Annotated in this window: 24 protein-coding genes and 2 pseudogenes; 11 read left to right on the forward strand and 15 right to left on the reverse strand. The window is 59.2% G+C overall.

Annotation, left to right across the window (positions count from 1 at the left end; translation table 11 throughout):
• Nucleotides 1-76 precede the first annotated feature (76 nt).
• The gene (locus AC0L4F_RS19445; RefSeq protein WP_244691045.1) at nucleotides 77-1258 is read left to right on the forward strand and encodes a GAK system CofD-like protein; all 1182 of its coding nucleotides are present in this window, start codon (nucleotides 77-79) and stop codon (nucleotides 1256-1258) included.
• A 124-nt stretch (nucleotides 1259-1382) separates the two neighbouring features.
• Here the strand turns inward: AC0L4F_RS19445 and AC0L4F_RS19450 are convergent, their stop codons facing one another.
• The 12 genes and pseudogenes from AC0L4F_RS19450 to AC0L4F_RS19505 all read right to left on the reverse strand — a co-directional run bounded on the left by AC0L4F_RS19450 (nucleotide 1383) and on the right by AC0L4F_RS19505 (nucleotide 13800).
• On the reverse strand, nucleotides 1383-2849 hold the full coding sequence (locus AC0L4F_RS19450) for a mannitol dehydrogenase family protein (RefSeq protein WP_244691046.1): 1467 nt from the start codon (nucleotides 2847-2849) through the stop codon (nucleotides 1383-1385).
• 172 nt (nucleotides 2850-3021) lie between these two features.
• Nucleotides 3022-4026 carry an ABC transporter ATP-binding protein gene (locus AC0L4F_RS19455; RefSeq protein WP_244691047.1) on the reverse strand — a complete coding sequence of 335 codons (1005 nt, stop codon included), beginning with the start codon at nucleotides 4024-4026 and terminating at the stop codon, nucleotides 3022-3024.
• Between the two features lie 12 nt (nucleotides 4027-4038).
• Nucleotides 4039-4869, reverse strand: a complete 831-nt coding sequence (locus AC0L4F_RS19460) for a carbohydrate ABC transporter permease (protein WP_244691048.1) — start codon at nucleotides 4867-4869, stop codon at nucleotides 4039-4041.
• A gap of 13 nt (nucleotides 4870-4882) precedes the next feature.
• Nucleotides 4883-5749, reverse strand: a complete 867-nt coding sequence (locus AC0L4F_RS19465; RefSeq protein WP_244691049.1) for a carbohydrate ABC transporter permease — start codon at nucleotides 5747-5749, stop codon at nucleotides 4883-4885.
• A gap of 117 nt (nucleotides 5750-5866) precedes the next feature.
• A pseudogene (locus AC0L4F_RS19470) lies at nucleotides 5867-7172 on the reverse strand (ABC transporter substrate-binding protein).
• A gap of 135 nt (nucleotides 7173-7307) precedes the next feature.
• Nucleotides 7308-8346, reverse strand: a pseudogene (locus AC0L4F_RS19475) (LacI family DNA-binding transcriptional regulator).
• 287 nt (nucleotides 8347-8633) lie between these two features.
• The gene (gene arsB / locus AC0L4F_RS19480) at nucleotides 8634-9659 is read right to left on the reverse strand and encodes an ACR3 family arsenite efflux transporter (protein ID WP_244691050.1); all 1026 of its coding nucleotides are present in this window, start codon (nucleotides 9657-9659) and stop codon (nucleotides 8634-8636) included.
• 266 nt (nucleotides 9660-9925) lie between these two features.
• A complete protein-coding gene (locus AC0L4F_RS19485; RefSeq protein ID WP_244691051.1) occupies nucleotides 9926-10684 on the reverse strand; it encodes an SDR family NAD(P)-dependent oxidoreductase in 759 nt (252 codons plus the stop codon).
• Between the two features lie 73 nt (nucleotides 10685-10757).
• Nucleotides 10758-12311: a tripartite tricarboxylate transporter permease gene (locus AC0L4F_RS19490; RefSeq protein ID WP_244691052.1), complete on the reverse strand. Its 1554-nt coding sequence runs from the start codon at nucleotides 12309-12311 to the stop codon at nucleotides 10758-10760.
• Nucleotides 12308-12775 carry a tripartite tricarboxylate transporter TctB family protein gene (locus AC0L4F_RS19495; protein WP_244691053.1) on the reverse strand — a complete coding sequence of 156 codons (468 nt, stop codon included), beginning with the start codon at nucleotides 12773-12775 and terminating at the stop codon, nucleotides 12308-12310. Before AC0L4F_RS19495 ends, AC0L4F_RS19490 begins: the two co-directional genes overlap by 4 nt.
• Nucleotides 12776-12811: 36 nt before the next feature.
• Entirely contained in the window at nucleotides 12812-13366 is a 555-nt protein-coding gene (locus AC0L4F_RS19500; RefSeq protein ID WP_280520698.1) for a tripartite tricarboxylate transporter substrate-binding protein, read from the reverse strand.
• Entirely contained in the window at nucleotides 13363-13800 is a 438-nt protein-coding gene (locus AC0L4F_RS19505) for a Bug family tripartite tricarboxylate transporter substrate binding protein (protein WP_280520687.1), read from the reverse strand. Before AC0L4F_RS19505 ends, AC0L4F_RS19500 begins: the two co-directional genes overlap by 4 nt.
• A 170-nt stretch (nucleotides 13801-13970) precedes the next feature.
• On the opposite strand from AC0L4F_RS19505, the gene AC0L4F_RS19510 reads away from it, so the two are divergent.
• Nucleotides 13971-14720, forward strand: coding sequence for a FadR/GntR family transcriptional regulator (locus tag AC0L4F_RS19510; RefSeq protein WP_244691054.1), 750 nt, complete (start codon nucleotides 13971-13973; stop codon nucleotides 14718-14720).
• The gene (locus AC0L4F_RS19515; protein ID WP_244691055.1) at nucleotides 14713-15372 is read left to right on the forward strand and encodes an RraA family protein; all 660 of its coding nucleotides are present in this window, start codon (nucleotides 14713-14715) and stop codon (nucleotides 15370-15372) included. Before AC0L4F_RS19510 ends, AC0L4F_RS19515 begins: the two co-directional genes overlap by 8 nt.
• 71 nt (nucleotides 15373-15443) lie before the next feature.
• Here AC0L4F_RS19515 and AC0L4F_RS19520 read toward each other — a convergent pair whose 3' ends face one another.
• On the reverse strand, nucleotides 15444-16529 hold the full coding sequence (locus tag AC0L4F_RS19520) for an ABC transporter ATP-binding protein (RefSeq protein ID WP_244691056.1): 1086 nt from the start codon (nucleotides 16527-16529) through the stop codon (nucleotides 15444-15446).
• A 105-nt stretch (nucleotides 16530-16634) separates the two neighbouring features.
• Here AC0L4F_RS19520 and AC0L4F_RS19525 point away from each other — a divergent pair, with 105 nt between their 5' ends.
• The 8 genes from AC0L4F_RS19525 to AC0L4F_RS19560 are packed head-to-tail and all read left to right on the forward strand — an operon-like array spanning nucleotide 16635 to nucleotide 23329.
• Nucleotides 16635-17330, forward strand: coding sequence for a GntR family transcriptional regulator (locus tag AC0L4F_RS19525; protein WP_244691057.1), 696 nt, complete (start codon nucleotides 16635-16637; stop codon nucleotides 17328-17330).
• A gap of 2 nt (nucleotides 17331-17332) precedes the next feature.
• A complete protein-coding gene (locus AC0L4F_RS19530; protein ID WP_244691058.1) occupies nucleotides 17333-18340 on the forward strand; it encodes an alpha/beta hydrolase in 1008 nt (335 codons plus the stop codon).
• 45 nt (nucleotides 18341-18385) lie between these two features.
• The gene (locus AC0L4F_RS19535; RefSeq protein ID WP_244691059.1) at nucleotides 18386-19627 is read left to right on the forward strand and encodes an ABC transporter substrate-binding protein; all 1242 of its coding nucleotides are present in this window, start codon (nucleotides 18386-18388) and stop codon (nucleotides 19625-19627) included.
• Nucleotides 19628-19686: 59 nt separating this feature from the next.
• Nucleotides 19687-20586 (forward strand): carbohydrate ABC transporter permease, encoded by a 900-nt coding sequence (locus AC0L4F_RS19540; RefSeq protein ID WP_244691060.1) that lies wholly within the window; start codon nucleotides 19687-19689, stop codon nucleotides 20584-20586.
• Complete coding sequence (locus AC0L4F_RS19545) at nucleotides 20583-21416, forward strand: carbohydrate ABC transporter permease (RefSeq protein WP_244691061.1); 834 nt, start codon at nucleotides 20583-20585, stop codon at nucleotides 21414-21416. Before AC0L4F_RS19540 ends, AC0L4F_RS19545 begins: the two co-directional genes overlap by 4 nt.
• 11 nt (nucleotides 21417-21427) lie before the next feature.
• Nucleotides 21428-21913 carry a sugar phosphate isomerase/epimerase family protein gene (locus AC0L4F_RS19550; protein WP_280520688.1) on the forward strand — a complete coding sequence of 162 codons (486 nt, stop codon included), beginning with the start codon at nucleotides 21428-21430 and terminating at the stop codon, nucleotides 21911-21913.
• The gene (locus AC0L4F_RS19555) at nucleotides 21900-22316 is read left to right on the forward strand and encodes a TIM barrel protein (protein ID WP_280520689.1); all 417 of its coding nucleotides are present in this window, start codon (nucleotides 21900-21902) and stop codon (nucleotides 22314-22316) included. The genes AC0L4F_RS19550 and AC0L4F_RS19555 overlap by 14 nt, the downstream gene beginning before the upstream one ends.
• Nucleotides 22313-23329: a Gfo/Idh/MocA family protein gene (locus AC0L4F_RS19560; protein ID WP_244691062.1), complete on the forward strand. Its 1017-nt coding sequence runs from the start codon at nucleotides 22313-22315 to the stop codon at nucleotides 23327-23329. The genes AC0L4F_RS19555 and AC0L4F_RS19560 overlap by 4 nt, the downstream gene beginning before the upstream one ends.
• On the opposite strand, the gene AC0L4F_RS19565 is transcribed toward AC0L4F_RS19560, so the two are convergent.
• A complete protein-coding gene (locus AC0L4F_RS19565; protein ID WP_244691063.1) occupies nucleotides 23326-24189 on the reverse strand; it encodes an alpha/beta fold hydrolase in 864 nt (287 codons plus the stop codon). The genes AC0L4F_RS19560 and AC0L4F_RS19565 overlap by 4 nt on opposite strands.
• Nucleotides 24186-25268, reverse strand: a complete 1083-nt coding sequence (locus AC0L4F_RS19570) for a branched-chain amino acid ABC transporter permease (protein ID WP_244691064.1) — start codon at nucleotides 25266-25268, stop codon at nucleotides 24186-24188. The genes AC0L4F_RS19565 and AC0L4F_RS19570 overlap by 4 nt, the downstream gene beginning before the upstream one ends.
• Nucleotides 25269-25271 lie beyond the last annotated feature (3 nt).

Below are 25271 nucleotides of genomic sequence, written 5' to 3' on the forward strand. Positions count from 1 at the left end.
GCGGCCTTATGGCTGCGAAGTATAACAATTCAAAGACAGAAATTGCCGTGCCTCAATCAGTCGGAACATAACTGCCATGACGTCTATTCGGATTACGCGTGACCTGCGACTGCCTGATGATCTGCGGGTGGCCCGGGCGCGCAGTGCGCCACATTTGGGGCCGCGTGTGCTTTTCTTTAGCGGCGGCAGCGCGCTGAATGACATTTCCCGCCAGTTGAAACGGCTGACGTTCAATTCGATGCATCTGATCACACCGTTTGACAGCGGCGGCAGTTCCCAGGCGCTGCGGCTGGCGTTTGACATGCCTGCGGTCGGGGATCTGCGCAGCCGGCTGATGGCGCTGGCGGATGAAACCGTATTGGGCCAGCCGGATGTGTTTGCGCTGTTCAGCCACCGTTTGTCCAAAACCGCGCCACAGGCCGAATTGCGCCAGCAGATCGACCAGATGACCTCGGGCAAACATCCGATGATCGCCGCTGTCGCAAAACCGATGCGGCAATTGATCCAGACGCATTTGCGCAGTTTTTGCGATCATGTGCCCGCCGATTTCGATTATCGCAACGCCAGCATAGGCAATCTGATCCTTGCGGGCGGGTATCTCGACAATGGCCGCGCGTTAGAGCCGGTTCTGTTCCTGATGTCGAAAATGGTGGATGTGCGCGGTCTTGTGCGCGCGGTGGTGGATGAAAACCTGCAACTGGGCGTCGATCTGGCGGATGGTCGTCGCATTCTCAGCCAGCGATTGATCAGCGGCAAGGAAGTTGCGGCGCTCAAAAGTCCGATCACGCGTATTTTTCTGAACGATGGCCGCGAAGAGATCGCCCCGAACAAAGTGCCGCTGCCCAAGCGCAATCGCAGGCTGATCGAGCGGGCCGATGTGATCTGCTATCCGCCCGGCAGTCTTTATTCCAGTGTGATTGTCAACTTGCTGCCCGCCGGGGTGGGCCGTGCGGTTGCGCAGCGCCGGGTGCCCAAGGTCTATCTGCCAAGCCTGGGCCCCGATCCCGAGGCAATTGGCCATTCCCTGGCTGAACAGGTCGATGCGATCCTGACGCCCCTGCGCGCCGATGCCGGGGACGACACCCCGGCCAATCACCTGATGACCCATGTGCTCTGCGATACGTCCTGGTCGGAAAAAGCATGCGCCACCGTCACCAAACGCCATGGTATTGCCTGTCACCGCATGGACCTGCGACAGGGCAAAAGCGACCGCTATGACCCGGAAAAGATTGCGGAAATGCTGGTGTCACTGGACTAAATGGGCTGTGCCACCGGCGACATGCCTCTTTGCAAGGTCATGCCGCCGATGGTGTGCGGGATCGGAACCTGTGCCCTTGAAAACCGGGCAGGGTGCGGATTGCTCCGCCCCGACCCGTCACTCGTTACAACTCTAGATAGGCTTGCAAGGCGGCTTCGACGCCTTTTGACCAAATCAGGGTCAACCATTTACGAAAATCACTGCGGAACTGCGCGTTGTCAGCCAAAGCGCCATATAGTTCGCGCTGTGCCAGCCAATGATCCGGGTCTGATTTGGCCAGTTTGGCCGTCGCGGTCAAACGCGCCCAGATCGGATCATTTGGCTCGATCACGCTGCCATCTTCGCGGGTGCCCGCGCACATCCGTGCCCAAAGCGCCTGTGACAATGCCAGCCCGGAAACCGGCGTGCCCGCCGCCAATGCATCGCGGATACCCGGCAACACCGCCCCGGTGTGGCGCGACGACCCGTCAAAGGCGACCCGGCGCACGGTGTCATAGATCTTGGGGTTGGCAAACCGCCCGCTGATCAGATCGACATAGGCCGCCGGCGTCATGCCCGGCACGTCATGCACATGCGGCGCGATTTCGGTCAATGCGACCTTTTCCAGATAGGCCCGGATGCCGTCATGCGCCATGGTGTCGGCGATGGTTTCAATCCCGAGGATCTCTGCCGGGGCGGCGATAAGCTGATGACCGCCGTTCAGCATCCGCAGCTTCATCGCCTCGTAGTCGTGCACCTTGTCAGACAGGGTAGCGCCAACCGTTTCCCAGGCCGGGCGACCATTGCAGAAATCATCTTCGATCACCCATTGGCGGAAATTTTCGTGGGTGACGGGCGCGGCGTCCTCGACCCCGATGCCGCGCGCCAGCTCCAGCTCCTTTGGGCCGGTCGCGGGCACGATGCAATCGACCATGGAATTGGGAAAGCTGGAGTTTTCTTCGATCCAGGAAGCAAGATCGGCATCCATCAATCGGGCCAGCCCGATCACGGTTTCCCGCAGCTTGACGCCATTGCCCGGCAGATTGTCACAGCTTTGACAGGTAAAGGCCGCATGACCCGCGTCACGGCGCGCGCGCAGGGCGGCAATCATCGCGCCAAACGCGGTCCGCGGTGTGCCGGGATTGGCGACATCATGTTGAATATCGTCCTGACTGGCGTCGAATTTCTTGGTCGCGGGATCAAGATAATAGCCGCCTTCGGTCACGGTCAGCGCCACAATGCGAATGGCCGGATCGGACATCTGCGCTATCAGCGGGCCATTTCCGTCGACAATTGGCACATAGTCGATCATTGACCCGACAACCTCGGCCGAGGTGCCTTTGGGATCAAGTTCGATCAATGTGGTCAGGTAATCCTGGGCTGCAAGGCGCGCGCGTTGAGCTTCGTCAAAGCTGCGCACACCGGCGCCAATGATGGCCCAGTCCTGCGCTTTTCCGGCCTGCATCAGCTGATGCAAATACCAAGCCTGATGCGCGCGGTGGAAATTTCCGAGACCAATATGCACAATGCCCGGCGTCAGCTTGGACCGGTCATACGTCGGGCGCGCAATGGCTGCGGGCAGGTCATTCAGGGTCGCGTCGGACAATTTCATCTCTGGTCCCTTTCCGGTCAGCTCTGCACGCTGGCCGCCATCGACATGGGGCAAATAGGAAACAACACTTGGTCTGGTCCGGCGGGACCGGACAGAGGGTGCCGTGGATTTCATGGCGGATGGGATGCACCCTGGCCGTCAGGGCCGGGGCGCATCCCCTGCAAAGGTTGGATCAGCTAATCCGAAGCCCATCGGCCCCGAATTTATGCAAATGCTGCATCTGCGGTGTCAGATAGACGGTATCCCCATGTTTTACCGCCACTTCCCCCCCGGCCCGCACAGTCAGCGGATCGCAACCTTCGATGCCATGGATGTGGATGAACGTGTCGCTGCCCAGATGTTCGGCCACACCAACCGTGCCTTGCCACTGGCCTTCGGTTGTCGAGACATCCAGATGCTCCGGGCGAATGCCGATGGTATGGGCATTGTGTTTCGCCGCTTCGCTGCCTTCGATCAGGTTCATCTTGGGCGATCCGATAAAGCCAGCCACGAATTTGTTGCGCGGTTCGCGATACAACTCCAGCGGAGAGCCGACCTGTTCGATCACACCGGCCTGAAGCACCACAATCTTGTCGGCCATGGTCATCGCTTCAACCTGGTCGTGGGTGACATAGATCATCGTGGTTTTCAGACGCTTGTGCATCTCCGAAATCTCTAGCCGCATCCCGACCCGCAAAGCCGCGTCGAGGTTTGACAGAGGTTCGTCGAACAGGAACGCCGAAGGTTCACGCACAATCGCACGGCCAATTGCCACACGCTGACGTTGCCCACCCGAAAGCTGACCCGGGCGCCGATCAAGATAATCGGTCAGGTTCAGCGCCTTGGCGGCGGCGTCGATCCGGCGGGTCTGTTCGGCTTCGTCCATGCCGGCCATCTTCATCGGGAATGCGATGTTCTTGCGCACCGACATATGCGGATAAAGCGCATAGGATTGGAACACCATCGCAAGACCGCGTTTGGCCGGGGGCAGGTTGGTCGCATCCTGGCCGTCGATGTCGATCTGACCGGATGTGATATCCTCCAGCCCGGCAATCAGACGCAGAAGGGTGGATTTACCACAACCCGAAGGGCCGACGAAAACCGTGAACTCGCCTTCGTGGATGGTCAGATCAAGCGGCGGGATGACGTTGACATCGCCAAAGCTCTTGGTGACTTGGTTCAGTTGAATTTGTCCCATAATCTCTGGTCCTTATTTCACAGCGCCGAAGGTCAGGCCGCTGACGAGTTGTTTCTGGCTGAACCAGCCAAGAATGAGGATCGGCGCAATTGCCATGGTGGATGCCGCGCTGAGTTTGGCGTAGAACAGGCCCTCGGGGCTGGAGTAGCTGGCGATGAACGCGGTCAGGGGGGCCGCTTTGGCCGCTGTCAGGTTCAGGGTCCAGAAAGCTTCGTTCCAGGCGAGGATAAAGTTCAGCAACATGGTCGAGGCGATGCCCGGGATGGCCATTGGCGTCAGAATGAACAGGATCTTATCCTTCAGACCGGCACCGTCCATCCGACCCGCTTCGAGGATTTCACCGGGGATTTCCTTGAAGTAGGTGTAAAGCATCCAGACAATGATCGGCAGGTTCATCAACATCAGCACGATGATCAGACCGGTGCGGCTGTCCAGCAGGCCAAGTTTGATGAAGATCAGGTAGATCGGGTAAAGCACCCCCACCGCCGGCAACATCTTGGTCGACAACATCCAAAGCAGGATGTCCTTGGTTTTCTTTGATGGCACAAAGGCCATGGACCAGGCGGCGGGGATCGCAATGATCAGCCCCAGGATGGTTGATCCGCCCGCGATGATGATCGAGTTCATCAGAAACCGACCATAGTTCGACCGGTCCAGAACGTCGCTGTAGTTTTGCAACGTCCAGTCAAAGGCAAACAGGACGGGTGGATCGGAAATTGCCTGTGCTTCGGTTTTGAAGCTGGTCAGGATGGTCCACAGGATCGGAAAGAAGATCAGCAGACCCACAGCCCAGGCAGCGGCGGTATTGATCGCTTTGCGTTGATTGGTAACGGCACGTGCCATGATTAATATCTCCTCACGCGTCCAGGTTCTTGCCGACGATGCGCATCAGGAAGATGGCAACGATATTGGCCAGAATGATTGCATAGACACCACCCGCAGACCCAAGTCCGACGTTCTGGCTTTCCAACACGCGCTGGAAGATCAGATATGTCAGCGTCCGAGATCCAAATGCACCACCTGTGGTCACAAAGATTTCGGCAAAGATCGACAGCAGGAAGATCGTCTCGATCAGGATCACAATGGTGATCGCGCGGCTGAGGTGCGGCAGAATAATGTAGTAAAACCGTTTCAGAACCGGTGCGCCGTCCATTTCCGAGGCTTCAAGCTGTTCACCGTCCAGCGATTGGATCGCAGTCAACAGGATAAGCGTGGCAAACGGCAACCATTGCCAGCTGACAATTGTAATGATCGAAAACATCGACGCATCGCTAAGCCATTCGACCGGTTGAGCCCCAAAGAATTTCCAAAGATGCGCGAAAAGCCCGTTCACAGGATCCATGAACATGTTCTTCCACACCAGTGCCGACACGGTCGGCATGACAAAGAAGGGTGCAATCACCAGGATACGGACAACGCCCTGGCCCCACATCGGCTGGTTGAGCAGGATGCCCAGAAGCACACCGAACACGACGGTGATCAACAATGTGCCGCCAACGATGACAAGGGTGGCCTGGACACTCGGCCAGAAGGCCGAAGAGGTGACGAACCGGACATAGTTGTCAAATCCGGCCCATCCAAGATCGCCACCGCGCAGGGGCAGGTATTTCTTGAATGAGAAATAGAGCGTCATGATAAGGGGAACGAGCATCCATCCAAGGAGTAGAATGACTGCGGGTGCCATCATCATGCGTGCTGCGGATCGGGAGTGTTGGGTCGCCATGACGCAATTCCCTCTTCTCACGCTAAGTGCATGTGGAACACGGATAAAACTGGTAATGAATAAAGGGGAAGGGGGACCGAGGGACAGCTTGCGCCGCCCCCCGGCTTGGGAGGAGCCTTAGTAACCTGCGGCTTCCATCTCTTCTGTGGTGATCGCCTGTGCTTTTTCCAGGGCTTCTTCTGCAGTTTGTTGACCTGCAACAGCTGCCGAGAATTCCTGAGCAACCTGGCCTGCGATACCTGCAAATTCCGGGATCGCGGCGAATTGCACACCGATATAGGGAACGGGTTCTACGGTTGGGTTGTTCGGATCAGCCGACTGGATGCTTTCCAGTGTGATCTCTGCAAAGGGAACCTTCTTGTATTCGTCGTTCTCATAGAGCGACACACGGGCACCAGGAGGCACGTTTGCCCAACCTTCGTTTGCGGCGACGAGTTCAATGTATTCCTTGGATGTGGACCATTCGATGAACTCTTTGGCAGCGGCTTCTTTCTTGGTGCCGGCCGGGATGGCAAGCGCCCATGCCCAGAGCCAGTTGCCGTTCTTGGAAACGCCTTCTTTGTGCGGTGCCAGTGCGAAACCGACCTTGTCGGCGACAACCGAGGTCATCAGGGTTGGTCAGCTTGGAGGCCGCAACAGTTGCGTCGATCCACATGCCGCATTTGCCCTGGTTGAACAGTGTCAGGCTTTCGTTAAAGCTGTTGCCCGAGGAACCCGGAGGGCCTGCTTGCTCCAGCAGATCGAGGTAGAATGTCAGCGCTTCTTTCCACTCGGGCGAGTCGAACTGGGCATTCCAGTCTTCGTCGAACCAACGCGCACCAAAGGAGTTGGCCAGCGCCGTGATGAAGGCCATGTTGTCGCCCCAACCGGCTTTGCCGCGCAGGCAGGCGCCGTAGATTTCGTTGTCACGATCGGTCATCGCAACAGCCGCTTCACGGATCTGTGCCCATGTTGGCGAATGCGGCATTTCAAGACCGGCAGCTTCCATCAGATCGGTGCGATAGAACACCATCGAGGATTCACCGTAGAAAGGTGCGGCATACATGGTGCCGTCAACCGACAGACCATTGCGCATCGCAGGCAGGATATCGTCGATGTCGTAATCAGCCGACAGGTCATTCAGCGGAATGAGCCAGTCCTGAGCACCCCAGATCGGTGTTTCATACATGCCGATGGTCATGACGTCGAACTGGCCACCCTTGGTGGTGATGTCCTGGGTCAGACGCTGGCGCAGGGTGTTTTCTTCCAGAATGACCCAGTCAACTTCGTGACCGGTCTTGGCGGTGAAATCCGCGGTCAGGCCCTGCATGCGGACCATGTCGCCGTTGTTCACTGTTGCCACTGTGATTGTTTCGGCATTGGCTGCGGTCGCTGCGACCGACACCAGTGCTGACGCCGCAAAAAGTGCGCTCGTAAGTTTCATCCAATATCCTCCCTTGGTTTCTGGATGTCCTGAAACAGGGATACCCGGAATCACAGATTCGTGTCAATTGAAAATTTTACGCGCGTAAGGTTTTAAGTTTCCGCAGTGCAGCAAATTTTCTGCATCGCAGAAAGTTTACGCTAACTCGCGCATGACAAGCTGCCCTTCAAATAGCGTATCGACACGCTGATCGCTTGGGCCCACATCGCCGTCACGGTCCAGCACCTCGAACAGTGCCTCGATGCTGCGTTCGGAGATGGAGGCATAGCTTTGGGCAATTGTCGTCAGGGGCGGGCAGGTAAAACGCGCAAAGGGATGATCATCCATTCCGGCAATGCGCAGCGCACAGCCCTGGCCGCGCCCGACGCGCATGCCTTTTTCATATGCGGCCGCAATCAGGCCAAGGGCCAAACGGTCGTTGCTGCACAAAACGGTGTTGGAGACCAGTTTGCGCTGCTCGATGGCCCGCAACCCGCCACGATAGCCGATTTCCTCAAAATCCCAGCCCTCTCCCTCGGCCTGGATGATCACCGGTTCGTGGCCCAGCATTTCCATCGTATCGGTAAATCCCTTGCGGCGGCGGCGGGCGTTCGGGTTGGCAGGATTTGCCATTTCAAAAAACACCGGCGGCTCGCCGCTGCGACAGAGGTAATCCACCATCATGCGTACAAATTGAGAATTATCCGAGCCAACAAAGGCTTCTCCGACGTTCTCCAGATAGCTGTCAAACAGGACCGTTGGCACCTCGGCGCAGAACAACTCGATATGTTTCAGGTCGGATGACCGCCCCAAAGCCGCCAAAAGCACGCGGCCGGTTTCAGGGATCGCAGGGAATCCAGGATCGCCCTTTCCTGCTCTGGCGCGCCATGAGAGCTGAACAAAAGCGGAAAGAACCCGGCCGCCATACAGCGGCGTTCAATACTGCGGGCGATCTCGGCAAAGAAGGGATCGGCGAGATAGGGCACAACAACCCCGACATTCTTGGTCAGCCGCCGGTTTTGGTTCATCGCAAAGATATTGGGGCGGTAATCATATTTCTCCAGCGCGCGCTCGATCCGTTCCCGGGTCGAGTTGCGGACAAATCCGGGTTGTTGAAATATTTTGACACCGTGGGCCGGGAAATTCCGCTAACTTCCGCGAATTCCTCCATATTCTTGATTTTGCGTCCATTCATGTGTCGAGACCCCGGGCTTTTCCGTTTTTGCGTTTATTTTCAATGTTCAGGCTCTCACCCACATCATGGCGTCGGGCAAAGAAAAACTTTACGCGCGGCATGGTAAATTTTACGGTAATCGCTCTTACCGACAAAAATCAAGCCATGTTTCCAAATTGTTGGCCCAAGATCTGCGCAAATGTGGCGATGCGACCGCCACATAAGGTCCGAAGCGCATGTTTTTTGATCACCCGCCCCCGGCGGCGCATTGTGACTGCGCCGCGCGGCTTCAGGGCGGCTTTTGCGACCTAGGTCGTGCCGGGGTCTGGTGCGAAACGCGCCCGTGTTCGATTGGCGAAGGCAACCAGCGTCAACATCACCGGCACCTCTACCAGAACCCCCACCACCGTCGCCAACGCGGCCCCGGAATTCAGGCCAAACAGGCTGATCGCAACTGCAACCGCCAGTTCAAAGAAATTCGAGGTGCCAATCAGGGCACAGGGCGCCGCGATCCGATGTGGCACCTTCATTGCAAAGGCCGCCGCATAGGCTACCGCAAAGATGCCATAGCTTTGCAGGATAATCGGCACGGCAATCAGCAAGATGATCAGTGGTTTCGCGACAATCACCTGCCCCTGAAGGCCAAACAGGATCATGACCGTCACAATCAAACCGACCACGGAATAGGGTTTCACCCGCGCCTGAAACCGGTCAATTGCCGCCTCGGACCCCAGACGATTGCGTGTCACCAAGCCCGCCGCCAGCGGCAGGGCGATAAACAACAGCACCGACATCACCAACGTCGACCACGGCACGGTGATGTCCGTAACCCCCAGCAATACTGCGACAATCGGCGCATAGGCCACCACCATGATCAGATCGTTCACCGACACCTGCAACAGGGTATAGGTCTCGTCGCCGCGCGTCAGTTGTGACCAGACAAAGACCATCGCGGTACAGGGCGCCGCCCCCAACAGGATCAGACCGGCGATGTATTGCAACGCATCTTCCTGCGGAATCCAGGGGGCAAAGACATATTGAAAGAAGACCACCGCCAGAGCGGCCATGGAAAACGGCTTGATCAGCCAATTCACAACCAGCGTGATCACCAACCCACGCGGCTGTTTGGCCACATCCCGCAGCGATCGCGGGTCCACGCCGACCATCATCGGATAGACCATCGCCCAAATCAGCACCGCAACCACCAGATTGACGCTGGCGACCTCGGCCGCCGCCACCGCGCCGATCAATCCCGGCGCGAGATTGCCCAGCAAAATCCCTCCCGCCATGGCCAAAGCAACCCAAAGGGACAGGTATTTTTCGAAAATATTCATTTGGGGGCCTCTTGATGTCTGATCGGCGAAGACGCGGCTCTGCGCGCTTATTCGTTATTTCACGGATATTTAAAATATAGAGGGAGAGTCAAGACATCCACCCGGTAAATTCGCAAATACCAGCGCCCCGGCTGTGCGGCATGGATATGAAACTGATGTGATACTGGTGCGATCCTGTTGCGATACTGGCCAAGTTAAGCGCAAAAAGACAAAAGCCGCGCAGGAAAACCCGCGCGGCATAGACGGTCAAAGCCGACAGGCGGACATCACCAGGCGGTGAAGCCCCCATCCAGCACCAGATTGGCCCCGGTCATATAGCTTGACGCGCCAGAGCCCAGGAATTGCACAATCGGGCCAAATTCTTCGATGTCGGCCTGACGGTTCATCGGCACCCGCTGAAGAAACGCGTCGATGAATTCCTTGTCAAACGACCCGGTTTTGACCCCGCCAAAGGTCACCAGATTCACCCGCACCCCTTTGGTGGCCCAATATGTGGCCAGATAGCGTGTCATGTTCAGCAAACCGGATTTTGACGCCGCATAAGAGATCGCCTTGACGAACGGTTTGCCGTCGCGTTCCTCGCGATAGGAATAGAGCGCCTGATTGGGCGACACCATGCCATACATCGAGCCCACCATGATGATAGAGCCGCGCCCGGCCTCGGCCATTTTGGCCCCCACCACCTGGGATGTCAGCATGACACCGGTCAGATTTGTGTCGATCACGTCATCCCAATATTTTTTGGGATAGATCTCGAACGGGGCGTTCTGGTCGGCGTCGCCATCGGGTTTGCTGTCGATGCCGGCATTGTTGACCAGAATATCCGGCACACCCCAGGCCGCGATCAGCGCATCAGTGGCAGCAATCAGGCTGTCCTGATCGCGCACATCCGCCACAAACACCCGCACGCGGTCGCCAAGGCCGGGGAATTGCGCCTCGATCTCTTCGGCTGTGCGGCTGCGGCGGGCAAAAATCGCGACCTTGGCGCCAGGCGCCGGCCAGCTGTTTGGTGAATTGCGTGCCAAGCTGGCCCAACCCACCTGTCACGATGGCAACCTTGTCGGTCACGTCAAAGAAATCCTTCATGGCTCTTGTCCTTTATTTGTTCACTACGTTTTTGGGGGGCATGGGCGATGGGGTGATCTCTGCGCCAATGTGACGGCGGCGCAGCGCCTTCCAGATGGTCAACAGCAACACCGCACAGACAAACAGACCCAGACCACAGGCAACCGGGCGTTCAAAAAACGCCAAGAGGTCGCCGCGCGCGATCTGCATCGACATGATGAAATTGCGTTCCAGCACCGGCCCCAGCACAAGCCCGAGGATCACCGGCGCAATCGGAAAACCGTTGCGCTCCATGAGATAGCCGACAAGACCGGCAACCAGCATGATGCCGACGCCAAACAACGTGTTGTTGATGGCAAAAGACCCCAGAAAGCAGCAGACAAGGATCATCGGCACAATCACCGATTTCGGCACCGCAAGCACAAGCCGCGCACCGCGGATCGCCAGATGGCCCAGCGGGAAAAGCAACAGGTTGGCGATGAAAAACGACATGATGATTGCCGTGGGCATCACCGGGTTTTCGACAAACAACCGCGGCCCCGGCGCCAGACCCTTCATATAGAGCACGCCAACCGCGATGGCGGTCACCGCATCACCGGGAATGCCAAACACCAACGCCGGAATCCAGGCGCTGGACAGGCCGGAATTATTGGCCGATGTCGCCTCGATCAGACCTTCGGGGTGGCCGGTGCCGAATTTTTCCGGCGTCTTGGAAAACCGCCGCGACACACCATAGGCAATCCACGCCGCAAGATCGCCGCCCACACCCGGCAACGCCCCCAATGACGCGCCAAGCGCGGTGCCGCGCAGCAGGCTGAGCGGATAGCGGCGCAGCAGGCCGAAAACGCCCTGGAACGGGCGGGAAATCTTTGGTTTGTCGTCGCGGTTCAGGATCGCCACATCGGCCCGACCCGCCGCCGACAGGCCGCGCAAAATCTCGGAAAAGGCAAACATGCCAATCATCACCGGGATAAAGCTGATGCCGCCGCTCAATTCGATCGACCCAAGGGTGAAACGCGGCTGGCCAGAGGTAACATCCAGCCCAACGGTGGAAATCAACAGCCCGATGGCCAGCGAAACCCCGCCCTTGGCCGGATTGTCGCCCGACACCACCGCACAGGTCAAAAGCCCCAGCACCGCCAGCCAGAAGAATTCAAAGCTGGAAAAATTCAGCGACAATTGCGCCAACAGCGGCCCGGTGATCAACAACACACAGGCCCCGATCAACCCGCCGGTGGCAGAAAAGAAAAACCCGATCGACAGCGCCCGCCCGGCCTGACCGCGCCGGGTCATTGCATAGCTTTCCTCGGTATAGGCGGCCGAGGCCGGGGTGCCGGGAATGCGCAGCAAGGCACCGGGAATATCGCCGGCGGTGATCGCCATCGCGGTCGAAGACACAATCAGCGCAATCGCCGGAAGCGGCGCCATGTAAAAGGTCAGCGGCACCAAAAGCGCCGTCGCCATGGTTGCGGTCAACCCCGGCAGCGCGCCGATAAACAGCCCATAGACCGCCCCGCCAAGAATCGCCACCAGCACATCGAATTGCAACACCAGCCCCAGACCGGCCCAAAGGGTCTCTGCGCTCATGGCAAAAGCCCCCCAAGCGGGCCAACCGGCAAGGACACCCGCAAGATCCCGGAAAAGACGAAATACAATACAAAGACAAACACCGGCGCAACGGTGACAATCACCGGCCAGCGCGCGCCCATCAGCGCCATCATCACCGCCATGAACCCAATGCCAAACAGCGGAAAGCCCAAAGGCTCAAACGCCAGAATGCCGATCACCAGACCAACAAGCGACCAAAGCGCCGCAACGCCATCCCGCAGACGGGTGTGCCAATCGCTGACATCAATCAGCCGCGCGCGTTGGCGCAATCCGCTGATCCCGATGATCACGCCAAAAACCGCCAACGCCACACCGATGGCGGTCGGCAGCAAATCCGCGCCAAACCGCACCCCCGGCACACTGGGGAGCTTTGACGCCCCCCAGATCACAAGTACGCCGAACGCGGCCAGAAACGGCCCGATTAATCTGTCCCCGATCCGCATATGGTCGGCCCTTTCGAAGTTACTTCGCCAGATCAGTTACTTCGCGAGACCAACCGTGGTCAGCGCCGCCGAGAGACCTTCGCTCGACGAGCGCACGGTGTGTTCGAAATCAGCCGCAGTCTGATACGCGACGGAAAAGCCGCGCGATGCCATGAAGGCCCGGAAATCCGCGTCTTCTGTGATCTCTTTCAATGCGCCTTCGACCTTGGTCACAACCTCGTCCGGCACGCCCTTGGGGGCGGCCACACCACGATAGGGCAGGGGCGACCAATCGACGTTGAACACCTCGGTTGTGGTGGCGAGATCGGGGTAATACTGGCTGCGCTCTGACGAAATCAAAGCCACGGTTTTGGCTTCGCCCGCATCGACCAGCGCCTGTGCTTCGGCGGGTGAGGTCGAAACCACATCAATTGCGCCAGCGGCCAGTTGTTGCAGGGCCGGTGCCGAACCGTCCGAGGCCACCCAATTTGCCGCCAAAGGGTCAATCCCCAGCTTGTCCAGCAATCCGACCCAGGCCAGATGTGACAGGCCACCACGGTTCGCGCCCGACGCGGCAATTGCGCCCGGATCTTCCTTGACGGCGGCAATCAGGCCGCGTCGCTGTAATCGGCATCTGCCGCGATGTTGATCGCAATCGGATCCGCATTGAACCGCCCGATATAGGCAAGATCATCCGGCGTCGCACCGGCCAGACCCTGCGCGGCATACATGCCGACCTCAATCGTGATCACCCCAAGGGTATAGCCATCGGGATCGGCGGTTGCGATCGCGGAATGCCCGACAAGCCCACCGCCGCCCGTGCGATTTACAACGTTGAACGGTTGGCCGAACTTCTCCTCCAGTTCCGCAGCAACCGCGCGGGCGGTGGCATCGGTGCCGCCCCCGGCGGACCAGGGTACAATGATGGTGACAGCTTTTTCCGGCCATTCGGCCAGGGCGGCGCCTGCGCTGGCGAAGACGATCAATCCGGCGGTCAGCGCCCGGCGGGCAACGCGACTTCCCAGCATATTGACTGTGTGGAACATGGTTTCCTCCCTCTTGCTCCAAAGTGTGCGGCCATTATGTGGTCAGCACACTTGACATATGACTTATGTCATAGGTAGCGTAAACCTCAACACGGCGGGCCGTCAACAGGCTTGTCACAGGTCGCGCCAACCGGGTTAGACTGGCAAAAATAGTAGAGAAGGTATTGGTGATGACCGCACAGCCCATACAACCCGCCGCCCGTGAACGGCTTCATGTGCCGGTGCAAACCTCGCTAGAGGAACGCATCCTGCGCGGTGATTTGAAAATCGGCGACAAACTGGATTCAGAAAGCAAGATCGCCCGCGATTTTGGCATTTCGACCCGGTCTGTGCGCGAAGCAATTCAGGCGCTTGAGACCAAGGGGCTGGTGCAGCGGCGCCATGGCGGCAACACGATGGTGGTGCGCCGGGATGTGAATGAATTCATCGGCTCGCTTGCCGTCACCGTGCGCCAGCAATTGGCCACCGAACCCGGCTATCTGCGTCAATTGACCGATGCCCGCCGCATGATCGAGGTCGAGGTGATTGACCTGCATGTGCAGGCCGAAAACCCGGTGCTTGACGGGGTCGAGGCCGAACTCGCCCGGATGCGATCCGCCCGGGATGCCAATGCGTTTGATGAATTTGTCGAAGCTGATGCCGCCTTTCACCTGGCGCTGGTCCGGGCCTCCGGCAACCGCATTCTGGCGATCATGTATGAAAATTTCGCCAATCTTATCAACGACATGATTCGGGTGTCCAGCCGCGTGCCCACCAAATCCCTGGCCGAAGCCTATGACGAACACGAAGAGATATTTACCCGTATCCGGGATCGTGACGGCCCCGGCGCAAAGGCGCTGATGCGGGCCCAGATCGCGCGCAGCACGGAATATCTACATATCGCCATCAAAAAAGAAATGGAGAGCGACCAGAATGTTTGAATATGATTACAGCGCGGCTGAAAAGGACGCGATGGCGCGGCTGCGCAATTGGTATTCCGGCGACGTGCACGACAGCATGGAGGCGCTGGGCCTTTGGGGTGTGCTTGACGGCATTTCGCTGCTTGGGGTGCTGGACCCCGGACAGGTCGTGGTTGGCCCGGCTGTCACCGTGCAATTTGCACCTTCGGATCGCAAGGGCGAGCCGCAGGATGTCTATCACAATGCCATCGACAATGTGCCGGACGGCGGCATTCTGGTGGTCGAGGCCTCCTGCGCCCCGGGATCATGTTCCGGCGAATTGATGAGCTCCGGCGCCAAGACCGCAGGCGCGGCAGCGACGGTGGTCAACGGCACGGTGCGGGATCTGGCGCAGGTGCGTGGCCTTGGCTATCCGCTGTTTGGCACCGCCCCCAGCCCGGTTGGCGTCACCGGCAAAAAGGAACCGGTGGCCAGTCAGGTGCCGATCGAGATTGGCGGCGTGACGGTCGCACCGGGGGATGTGATTTTTGGCGATATTGATGGTGTCGTGCGCATTTCTCGCAGCACGCTGGTCGCCGTGGCGGATCAGGCCGACAGCCTTGGCCGCGAAGAAGCCGCCGCACGCGACCGCATTCTTGCCGGTGAAAAACTGCAAGCCGTCTGGCCGGTCTAGGGTCAAACCCCGAAAACCGCGCCCATTGGCGCAACTGTGCAAACAACCTGCTTCAGTTGCGCCATAGATCCCTAGGATCCCGGGCGGGTGTCAATCCGGTTGCCGGTTTCCGCGTCAAACAGGTGTAATTTGCTGCGGTCAAACCGCAGGGGCAGGGACATGCCACGGGCCACCGGCGTTTCCGGGCTTAGCCGGACCACCGCCATTGCCCCGGCAATGCGGACCGAAACCATAGTATCGGACCCCAGCGGTTCGAACACTTCGACGGTTGCGGTGACATCCGCCGCGTCTGTGTCGCTGGGGCTGATCGCTTCGGGACGCGCCCCAAGATGCACCTTTGCCCCGTCTGGCGCGTCAATCCCGTCAAACGGCAACACCAACCCCGCCACATCAACACCCGTGCCGGTGTCCGCCTTTCGCACCACACCGTCAAAAATATTCATCTGCGGCGAGCCGATGAATTCAGCAACAAACCGCGTTGCCGGATGTTCATAAAGCTCCAGCGGCGGGCCTTCTTGCAGAATGCGGCCGTCTTTCAGGATGACAACACGATCCGCCAATGTCAGCGCCTCGACCTGATCATGGGTGACATAAAGCGTCGTGCGCCCCAGCAATCCGTGCAGGCGTTTAATTTCCGTCCGCATTTCCACCCGCAGTTTTGCATCAAGATTGGACAGTGGTTCATCAAACAGAAAGGCCGACGGGCGGCGCACGATGGCGCGGCCCATGGCCACGCGCTGACGTTGGCCACCGGAAAGCTCGGCAGGGCGGCGATCAAGGTATTTCTCGATCTGCAACATCTGGGCGGCCTCCGCGATTCGTGTCTTGCGGTCGGCGTCACTGGTTTTGCGCATCTTGAGGCCAAAACCGATGTTGTCGGCGACGCTCATATGCGGATAAAGCGCGTAATCCTGAAACACCATGGCAATGTCGCGGTCGCGGGGTTCGACCGAATTCACCACCTTGTCCCCAATCAACAACCGGCCTCCGGAGATATCCTCCAACCCTGCAACCATCCGTAAAAGCGTGGATTTTCCGCAACCTGACGGCCCGACAAGCGCCACGAATTCACCGTCATTGATCGCCAGATCAATTCCATGGATCGCTTTGACCGCGCCATAGTTCTTTTCAATCTTGTCCAGCGTGATTGTGGCCATATGCCGTTCCTCCCGTTTTGGCATTCGCCCGAATTGGGGCTTGCCACTCTGTGATTTCTTGTATTATCGTTATTGATAACAATAGTTGAGCGCAAGAGGAACGATATGGCTGCGGAGAATTTTCCCAAGACACCGCCGATAAAACTGGCGCGGGCCACAAGCCAGCGGCGGTCCTTCCATATCTACACCAGTCTGCAACGCGAGATTGTTCTTGGCATGCTCGCGCCACGGTCGACCTTGCTGGAGCTCGAGCTGGCCAACCGGTTCGAGGTCAGCCAGGGCACAGTGCGCGAAGCCCTGTTGCTGTTGCAGGAAGAGGGGCTGGTCCATCGCCAGCCGCATCGCGGCACCACAGTGTCCGATTGCCGCGCCGAAGACGCCGAGGAATTGATCCGCCTGCGCCATGACATCGAATGTCGCGGCGTCAAACGCGCCATTGCCCGCGATGGCGGCGCCTTAGTCGACCGTATGGCCGCCCATCTGAAAGAGATGCAGGCCGCGGCAGATGCCGGTGATGAATACCTGTTGTCGGTGCATGACCGGGCGTTTCATGTCGACCTGTTTTCCTGTGCCGATCTGCCGCCGGTTCAACCGGTTCTGGCCCGCACGCTGGTGTATGCCCATCGTTACAAGATCCTGCATCCCGACCAGAACCGCGATCTGAAGGAAACCGCCAACCGCCATATTGCCATTATTGACGCGCTGGCGACGGCGGATGCCGATCTGGCCGCGGCGGAACTGTCACGTCACATCACCACAATTGTCGATTTTGGCCCGAATATTCTGGCGGAGGGACTATAACAATGCCTTCATCCCCTTCAAATGACATGCAAAAGATCCTGGATCGTTTGGCGATCGAAGATGCCGGTCTGGCCGATCCGACCTTGCTGCCCGCCCCCGATGGGCGCGCCCAGGCCGAAGCGGCAAATGCCCGCTGGAACGTGAATCTGCCGCCGATGGCGGCAACACGCGACGTGCAGATTGCCGGGCCTGCTGGTGATATCGACTGTCGTATTCTGACCCCCGACGGGCCAACACGCGGCACCATCCTGTTCATTCATGGCGGCGGCTGGGCCTATTGTTCGATGGCGACCCATGAACGCTGCGCGCGGGTCTTGGCGCAAGAGGCGCAGGCCAATGTGGTCATGTTCGACTACCGTCTTGCGCCGGAACACCCGTTTCCCGGCGGGCTGGATGATTGCCGCGCCGTTTGGACGGCGTTGGCACAGGGACAGGGGCAGGGGCAAGGGCAGGGACCATTTGCCGATCTGACGGGCCCGTTGGCGATTTCTGGCGACAGCGCGGGGGGCAATCTGGCGATGGCCTTGATGTTGGACATGATCCAGAACGACGGACCAAAGCCCGATTGCGGCCTGTTGTTCTATGGCGTCTATGATGCCGATTTCACCTCGCCCTCTTATATTGATTGCGCGATGGGGCCGGGTCTGACCCAAGAGAAAATGCGGCGTTATTGGGATTGGTATGCACCGCAAAGCGCCCGTGACATGCCGCTTGTGTCACCATTGCGCGCCGATGATGCCACGCTGCGGGCGCTGCCGCCGCTCTTTTTGAACGCGGCAGAGATCGACCCGCTGCGGTCCGACAGCGAACGCATGTTCGCGCGGCTGTCCGGTTTGGGCAGGCAGGACAGATTTCACCTGCATGGCGGCGTGGTGCACGGGTTTTTACAGATGAGCAACGCCCTGGAAGAGGCACGGCTGGCGCTGCGTCATGCCGGCGAAATGTTCCAAATACTGACAGGATCAAGGCCCGACAAGGGTCAGGACCCAGGAGACGACCAAAAACAATAAAACAGATCAAAAACAAAGTCATACATACCTTAGGGAGGAGACACTATGACATTTGCAACCAAGAAAACGACGCCCCGGCGCATGACGCTTGCGGCGGCGATGTTGGCCGGGACGGCCCTGGCGGGCGCGGTCCAGGCGGCAGAGGTAAACTTCTGGTATCATTTCGACAATGCCGACAATCCGATGTCCGCACTGGTTGAAAAGTTCGAAGCCGAAAACCCCGGCATCACCATCAACGCCGAAAACGTGCCGTGGAACAGCTATTATGACCAACTTTATACCTCGATCGTGGCGGGGACCGGTCCCGATGCGGCCTTGGTCAAACTAAATGCCCAGCCGCGCTTGATCGAGATGGGTGCGCTTGCGCCGCTGGACGATTGGCTGGCGGAATGGGACGGCAAGGCCGAAGTGCAGGACAACCTGTTTACCCTGACCGCCGCCGCCGATGGCGCGCAATATTATCTGCCTGTGCAATATGTGATCCTGTATCTCTATTATCGCACCGATATGTTTGCAGAACTTGGCCTGACGCCGCCGGCCACCTGTGATGAATTCCGCGAGGCCGCCAAGGCGCTAACGCGTGACACCGATGGCGACGGCCAAACAGATGTCTATGGGTTTGGCTTTCGCGGCGGCAAAGGCGGCCATGACCATTGGGCCAGCCTGACGGTTTCGCGTGACGGCGCCGGCTTTGGCCCGGGAGAGCTGACATCCGAGGCGGGCGTTGCGGGCACACAATTCGTGCTCGACCTGTTCCAGAAGGACAAGGTATTCCCGCCTTCGGCCCCCAATGACGGCTTCAAGGAAATCATTGGCGCGTTTCAGGGCGGCCAGACGGCAATGACCATCCACCACATCGGGTCCTCCGCTGGCATGGTCGAGGCCCTGGGCGACAAGGTTGCGGCAACGCCGGTGCCGGAATGCGGCGGCGGTCACTGGACCTCGTTCGGGGATGAAAGCACGGCGGTGTTTTCCGACGCGCAGGACAAAGAAGCGGCCTGGAAATGGATCAGCTTCCTGTCCAGCCCGGGCAACAACGCGGAATTCAACAAAGCGACCGGGCAATTGCCGGTGACCAAATCCGACAGCGCAAGCTGGGATGGCCATGACAAGGTCTTTGTCGATGCCACCGTGGCGTCGCTGCCCTATGCGCAGCTTTTGCCCAACACCAGCGAAACGGCGGATTTTGCCAACACCGTTTGGCCCGTCGCAATGCAGCGCGCATTGATCGGTGAGATCACCGCCGCGGAAATGAACGCGGAAATCGACGCGCTTTATAACGACTGATCCCGTTTCGGCGGGCTGCCCCGGTGGCCCGCCGACCCCCTGAACCGGAAGTATCCCCAATGTCCGTCACCTCTGTGCCGCCGGTGCCCTTGTCGCGCCGTGTGCTCCCTCTTGTCATGTTGTCACCCGCCGTATTGGTGACCCTGGCCATCGTGTTCCTGCCCATGGTTCAGGCCCTGTGGATGAGCCTGCATGACTATGTCCTGTTTCGCCCGAAAAACTTTGATTTCGTTGGGCTGAAAAATTTCATCGCCGTCTGGCAGGATCCAGTGTTCTGGACGTCGTTGCGCCATACGGTGATCTGGATTGCCATCACCGTGCCCGCACAGATGCTGTTGGGACTGGCCACAGCGTTGTTGTTGAACCAGAATTTCCCCTGGCGGGGTTTGGCGCGGGCGCTGGTGATCATTCCCTGGGCCTTGCCCTCTGTGGTGATCGCGCTGATGTGGGTCTGGATTTATGATTCCAACTTTGGCGTGCTGAACGAGCTGATGTTGCGGTTCAACATGATTTCCGCCGCGATCCCCTGGTTGGCCAACCCTGACACGGCGCTCTATGCCATCATCCTGACCTTGACCTGGCAGGGGTTTCCCTTCTTTGCGGTGATGATCCTGGCCGGGCTGCAATCCATCCCGCAAAGCTATTACGAGGCCGCCTCGATCGACGGCGCATCGCAGTTTCGCCAGTTCTGGCACATCACCCTGCCGGGGCTTTCGGGTGTGTTGATGACCGCGACATTGTTGCGGGTGATCTGGGTCGCGAATTCGATTGACGTGATCTACGTGATGACCGGCGGCGGACCGGGCTATTCCACCTATACCTTGCCGCTTTATGCGCTGGTCAAGGCGCGCACCGGGTTGGATTACGGCTATGGCTCGGCGTTGGCGGTCAGCTTTACCATCCTGCTTCTGGGGTTCGTGATCCTCTATCTGCGCCGCGCCGGAAGGAACATCGCATGATGGTACGCAACACATCGCTGACCCGCCGGATCCTGACCGTCGATCTGCCGGTTCTGTTGATCCTGATCTTTACCCTGTCACCCTATCTGTGGATGGCACTGACCTCGGTCACGCAGGAAAGCAAGCTGTTCACCGAAGGCCCGTCGCTGGCCGGGGCGACGCTGGAAAACTATTTGCGGCTGTTTCGCACCGTCGGCTTTGGTGCCAATTTGCTGGACAGCTTCATTGTGGCCGGGGGCACAGTGATTGTCGGGCTCGCCCTGTCGGTCCCTGCGGCCTATGCGTTTTCGCGGTTCCGCTTCAAGGGGCGGCGGCTGTTGATGCTGCAATTCCTGGTGATCAACATGTTTCCGCTGGTCTTGTTGATCCTGCCCCTGTTCATCCTGATGAAAACACTGGGGCTGGTGGACACCTATTTCGCCCTGATCATCGCCAATTCGACCGTCGCCATCCCGTTTTCGGTCTGGATGATGACCAGCTATATCGACGGCATTCCCCGGTCGCTGGACGAGGCGGCGATGACCGATGGTTGCACCCGGTTTGGCGCATTGTTCCGGGTGGTGCTGCCGCTGTGCACCCCCGGCATCATCGCCACCGGTGTTTATATCTTCATCACCGCCTGGAACGAATACCTCTATGCGCTGACCCTGGGCGGGCGCAGCGTGAAACCGATCACCGTGGCCATTCAGACCCTGATTGGCGAATATCAGGTCGAATGGGGCCTTCTGACAGCGGGCGGCATCGTCGGCGCCATGCCGGCCACCCTCCTCTTTCTCTTCATACAAAAACGCCTGATCGCGGGCATGACCCAAGGCGCGGTCAAAGGATAAGGACGTAAGTTTTGAACAACCCTATCGGCATTATTTCCATGCAATTTGTACGGCCATTTACCGGTCAACACCTGCATCTGTTCCAAGAGATCAAGTCCATGGGCTTTGACTTTATCGAGCTTCTGGTGCCTGAACCAGAAGACGGCATTGACCTCGGGCAGGCCAGATCCGCCTTGGCTGACGCGGGGCTTGGCGTGGTGCTGGCGGCGCGGGTCACGCCGCAGCGCTCGATTGCCTCCGAAGACCCCGGCGCACGTCAGGGCGGGCTGGACTATCTGAAATCCTGTATCGACAGCGCGGATGCGGTCGGTGCGACCATCATTGGCGGGCCATTATACGGGGAACCGATGGTGTTTGCCGGGCGGCCACCGCTGCCACGCAGCGCCGATGACATGCGCGCCCGCGCGGATCGCATGATCGCCGGGCCTGGCCGAGGTCGCGCCGCTGGCCCGTGCCGCAGGTCAGGTGTTCGCGGTCGAGCCATTGAACCGGTTTGAAACCGATATGCTGAACACCACGCAACAGGGTATTGCGCTGGTGGATGCGGTGGGCGACGCGGGCCTTGGTCTGATGCTTGATACCTTTCATATGAATATGGAGGATCAATCCATCGCGGATGCCATCCGTCTTGCGGGCAAGCGCATCGTGCATTTTCAGGCCAATGAAAACCATCGCGGTTTCCCCGGCACCGGCAATATGGATTGGCCCGCGATCATGCGGGCGCTGCATCAGGTCGGCTATTTCGGCCCGGTGTCTTTGGAACCCTTCCGCCGCGACGATCAACGTCTGGCGCTGCCAATTGCCCATTGGCGCGCCCCGGCCGAAGATGAAACGCCCAAGCTGAAGGCCGGACATGCGCTGATCCGTGCCGCGCTGGATTTTGCGGAGTATGCGCAATGACCGCCCCCGAAAAGATGTTGAATATCGGCTGGATTGGCTGTGGACGGCATGCGACCTGGATGTTGCTGCCGCAAATCGGACGGGCGGGCATGCGGATTGCGGCGCTTTGTGATCGCGACCCGGATGCGCTGGCGGCTACGGCGGGGCATTATGGGGTGACCAGCACCTATACCGATTGGCAAGAGATGCTGAAGCAGCCGGGATTGGATGCGGTGTGCATGGCGGTTGGCCCGGAGGTGCATTACGCCGCCACCCTGGCGGCGATGGAATTGGGCCTTCCGGTGTTCATGGAAAAACCCCCCGGCGCAACACATGCCCAGGCAGTCGCACTGCAAGAGGCGTCTGATCGGCGCGGCGTGCCGATTTTCGTCGGCTTCATGAAACGCTATTCCACCGGCAACCGTATCGCCCAGAATATCCTGCGCGGCGATGCGTTTGGCCCGATTTTGGGCCTGACCGGCAGCTATATGACCGCGCCGACCTATTTCGAGGGCGCGGTGGATTACACCGGGTTCTACCTGCATCATTGTGTGCACTACATGGATCTGATGCCCTGGCTGGCGGGCGCGCCGATCGCGGAAATGACGGTGCGGCGCAACGCGCCTGCGGCGGGGCGTATCCTGTTCCATATGGGGTTCACTTGCGAAAATGGCGTGATCGGCAATGTGGTCATGGGCACGGTGCAATCGCGCGGCACGCCGATGGAACAGGTCACGGTGATGGGCGATCACAACCGGGTCGAGGTCGACAATGTGATCCATGTCGCCTGGCACCGCGATCCGCCGTTCAAGGTGGATGATCCGGCGGCCACCCTGGACAGCAGCTGTGACAGCATGGTGTGGCAACCCAATTTCACCGCCGCCGCCAATGAGGACCACAAAGGATATGCCGCCTTGATGACAGATGTCGCCAAGGGGCTGCGCGGCGCGCCGACCGCAGCACCGCGTATTGCCGATGGTGTTGTGGCCATGGCAAATTTGGAACGGATGATTGCCGGGTTGGAAAGCGGCTAGACCGGGCGGGGCGCGGGGGTCAATTGCAACAGCACATCCCGCACCCGGGCAATATCCGCGGCCCGCGACAGGGTCGGTGCATGGCCGCAATCCGCAAACACTGTATGGCCCGGCGTCGGGCCACGGGCCAGCATGCGCTGTAAAATGCCGGCGGTCAGCAAATCAGAGCGCGCGCCGGCAAAGACATGACAGCCGGTCTTGATCCGATCCCAGCGATCCCAGGTCGTCAATTCCTCTGGCGCCTGGGTCAACTGGCGGATGATTGCCGGGTCGTAATGCAACGTCAGCCGCCCGCTGTCACAACGCCGCAAGGACGTGCGCGCCATCCGGCTCCAGAACGCATCAGAGGCCGGGCCAAACGGCGCATAGGCACTGCGCAGCCATGTTTCGGCCTGGGCATAGCCGTCAAATCCTGGCGGGTTGCCGACATAAGACAGGATGCGTTCAATCGCGGTCTCGGGCACTTCGGGGCCAATGTCATTGATCACCAAAGAGATCAGTCGATCACTATGCGCGCCAGAGGCCATTCGCATGCCGATCTGTCCGCCCATCGAGGTGCCAAGCCACGCCGCCCGGCCAATGCCAAAATGATCCAGCAGATCCGAAGCGATCCCGGCATAATATTCGATCCGGTATTCCGCATCGGGATCGGTGGACCAGCTGGACCGGCCCCGCCCGATCATATCGGGGCACAGCACATGATAGTGATCCGACAGGGCAGCGGCGATTTCGTCAAAATCCCGCCCGGTGCGCGCCAGACCATGCATCATCATCAGCGCCGGCGCGCCGGGTGTGCCCCATTCGGTCACATGAATTTCGTGATCCATCACCGGCACAAATGTGAAGCGGGGGCCGTTCATGTGCGCATCCCGCGTGTCATCAATGTGCCCGCAATGCCGCGTGGAAAGAAATAGACCAGCAGGATAAAGATGATGCCCAGCCAGAACAGCCAGCGATCCGGGGCCAGCAGCTCAGGCAGCAGCGGAATGCCGGCCACCGCTTCAGAGGCCGCGCCCATCAGATCGCGCAGGTAATATTGCGCCATGACCAACAACACCGCACCAATCACCGCGCCCCACATCGTGCCCATGCCGCCGATCACCACCATCAACAGGATGTCGATCATGATTGAAAACGACAGCGCCGTATCCGGCCCGGTGTATTTCAGCCAGATCGCATAGACCGACCCGGCAAGCGACGCCATGACCGCCGAAAGACAAAAGACGAAGGTCCGATAGGCCACAACGCGATAACCAATGGCCTCGGCGCGGGCCTCATTCTCGCGGATCGCCTTTAACACCGTGCCCAGCGGCGACACCGTGACCCGCAACAGGATCAGGAACAGCACCAGCGAAGTCGTAAAGACAAAGTAATAAGCCGCCAGCTTGCCGTTCAGGCGCACCCCGAACCAGCGCAGCACCTTGCCATCCTCGTCGACCATCAGCTTGGTCGCGGTTTTGAAAATATCCGGCGCACGATAGGTGATGCCATCCTCGCCGCCGGTGATCTGGCTGAGCTGCGAGGCCAGCACCAGCACAACCGAGGCCGTCGCCAATGTGATCATGGCGAAAAAGATCGCCTTGACCCGAAGCGAGATCAACCCAATCACCGTCGCCACCACAAGCGAGACCAAAACACCGCCCAGCGTGCCAATGGCCACCGCATCCCAGCCCGGCCCCATCTGGCGCAGGGCAATCGCCGCGCCGTAACAGCCGAAACCGAAAAACATGGTGTGGGCAAAGCTGACAATTCCGGTATAGCCAAGCAGCAGATCGTAACTCGCCACCAGGACGATAAAGATGCAGATCCGTGCCGCCACTTCCAACGCGCGAATGTCCTGAAACAGGAAGGGCGCGAACAACAACAGCCCAGCAATGACCAGCATCGCGGTTTTGACGGTCAGGGTGCCGTAGCTTTGTTTCATTCCGGTGGTTTTCATATC

The organism is Marinovum sp. J2-8, assembly GCF_055808435.1.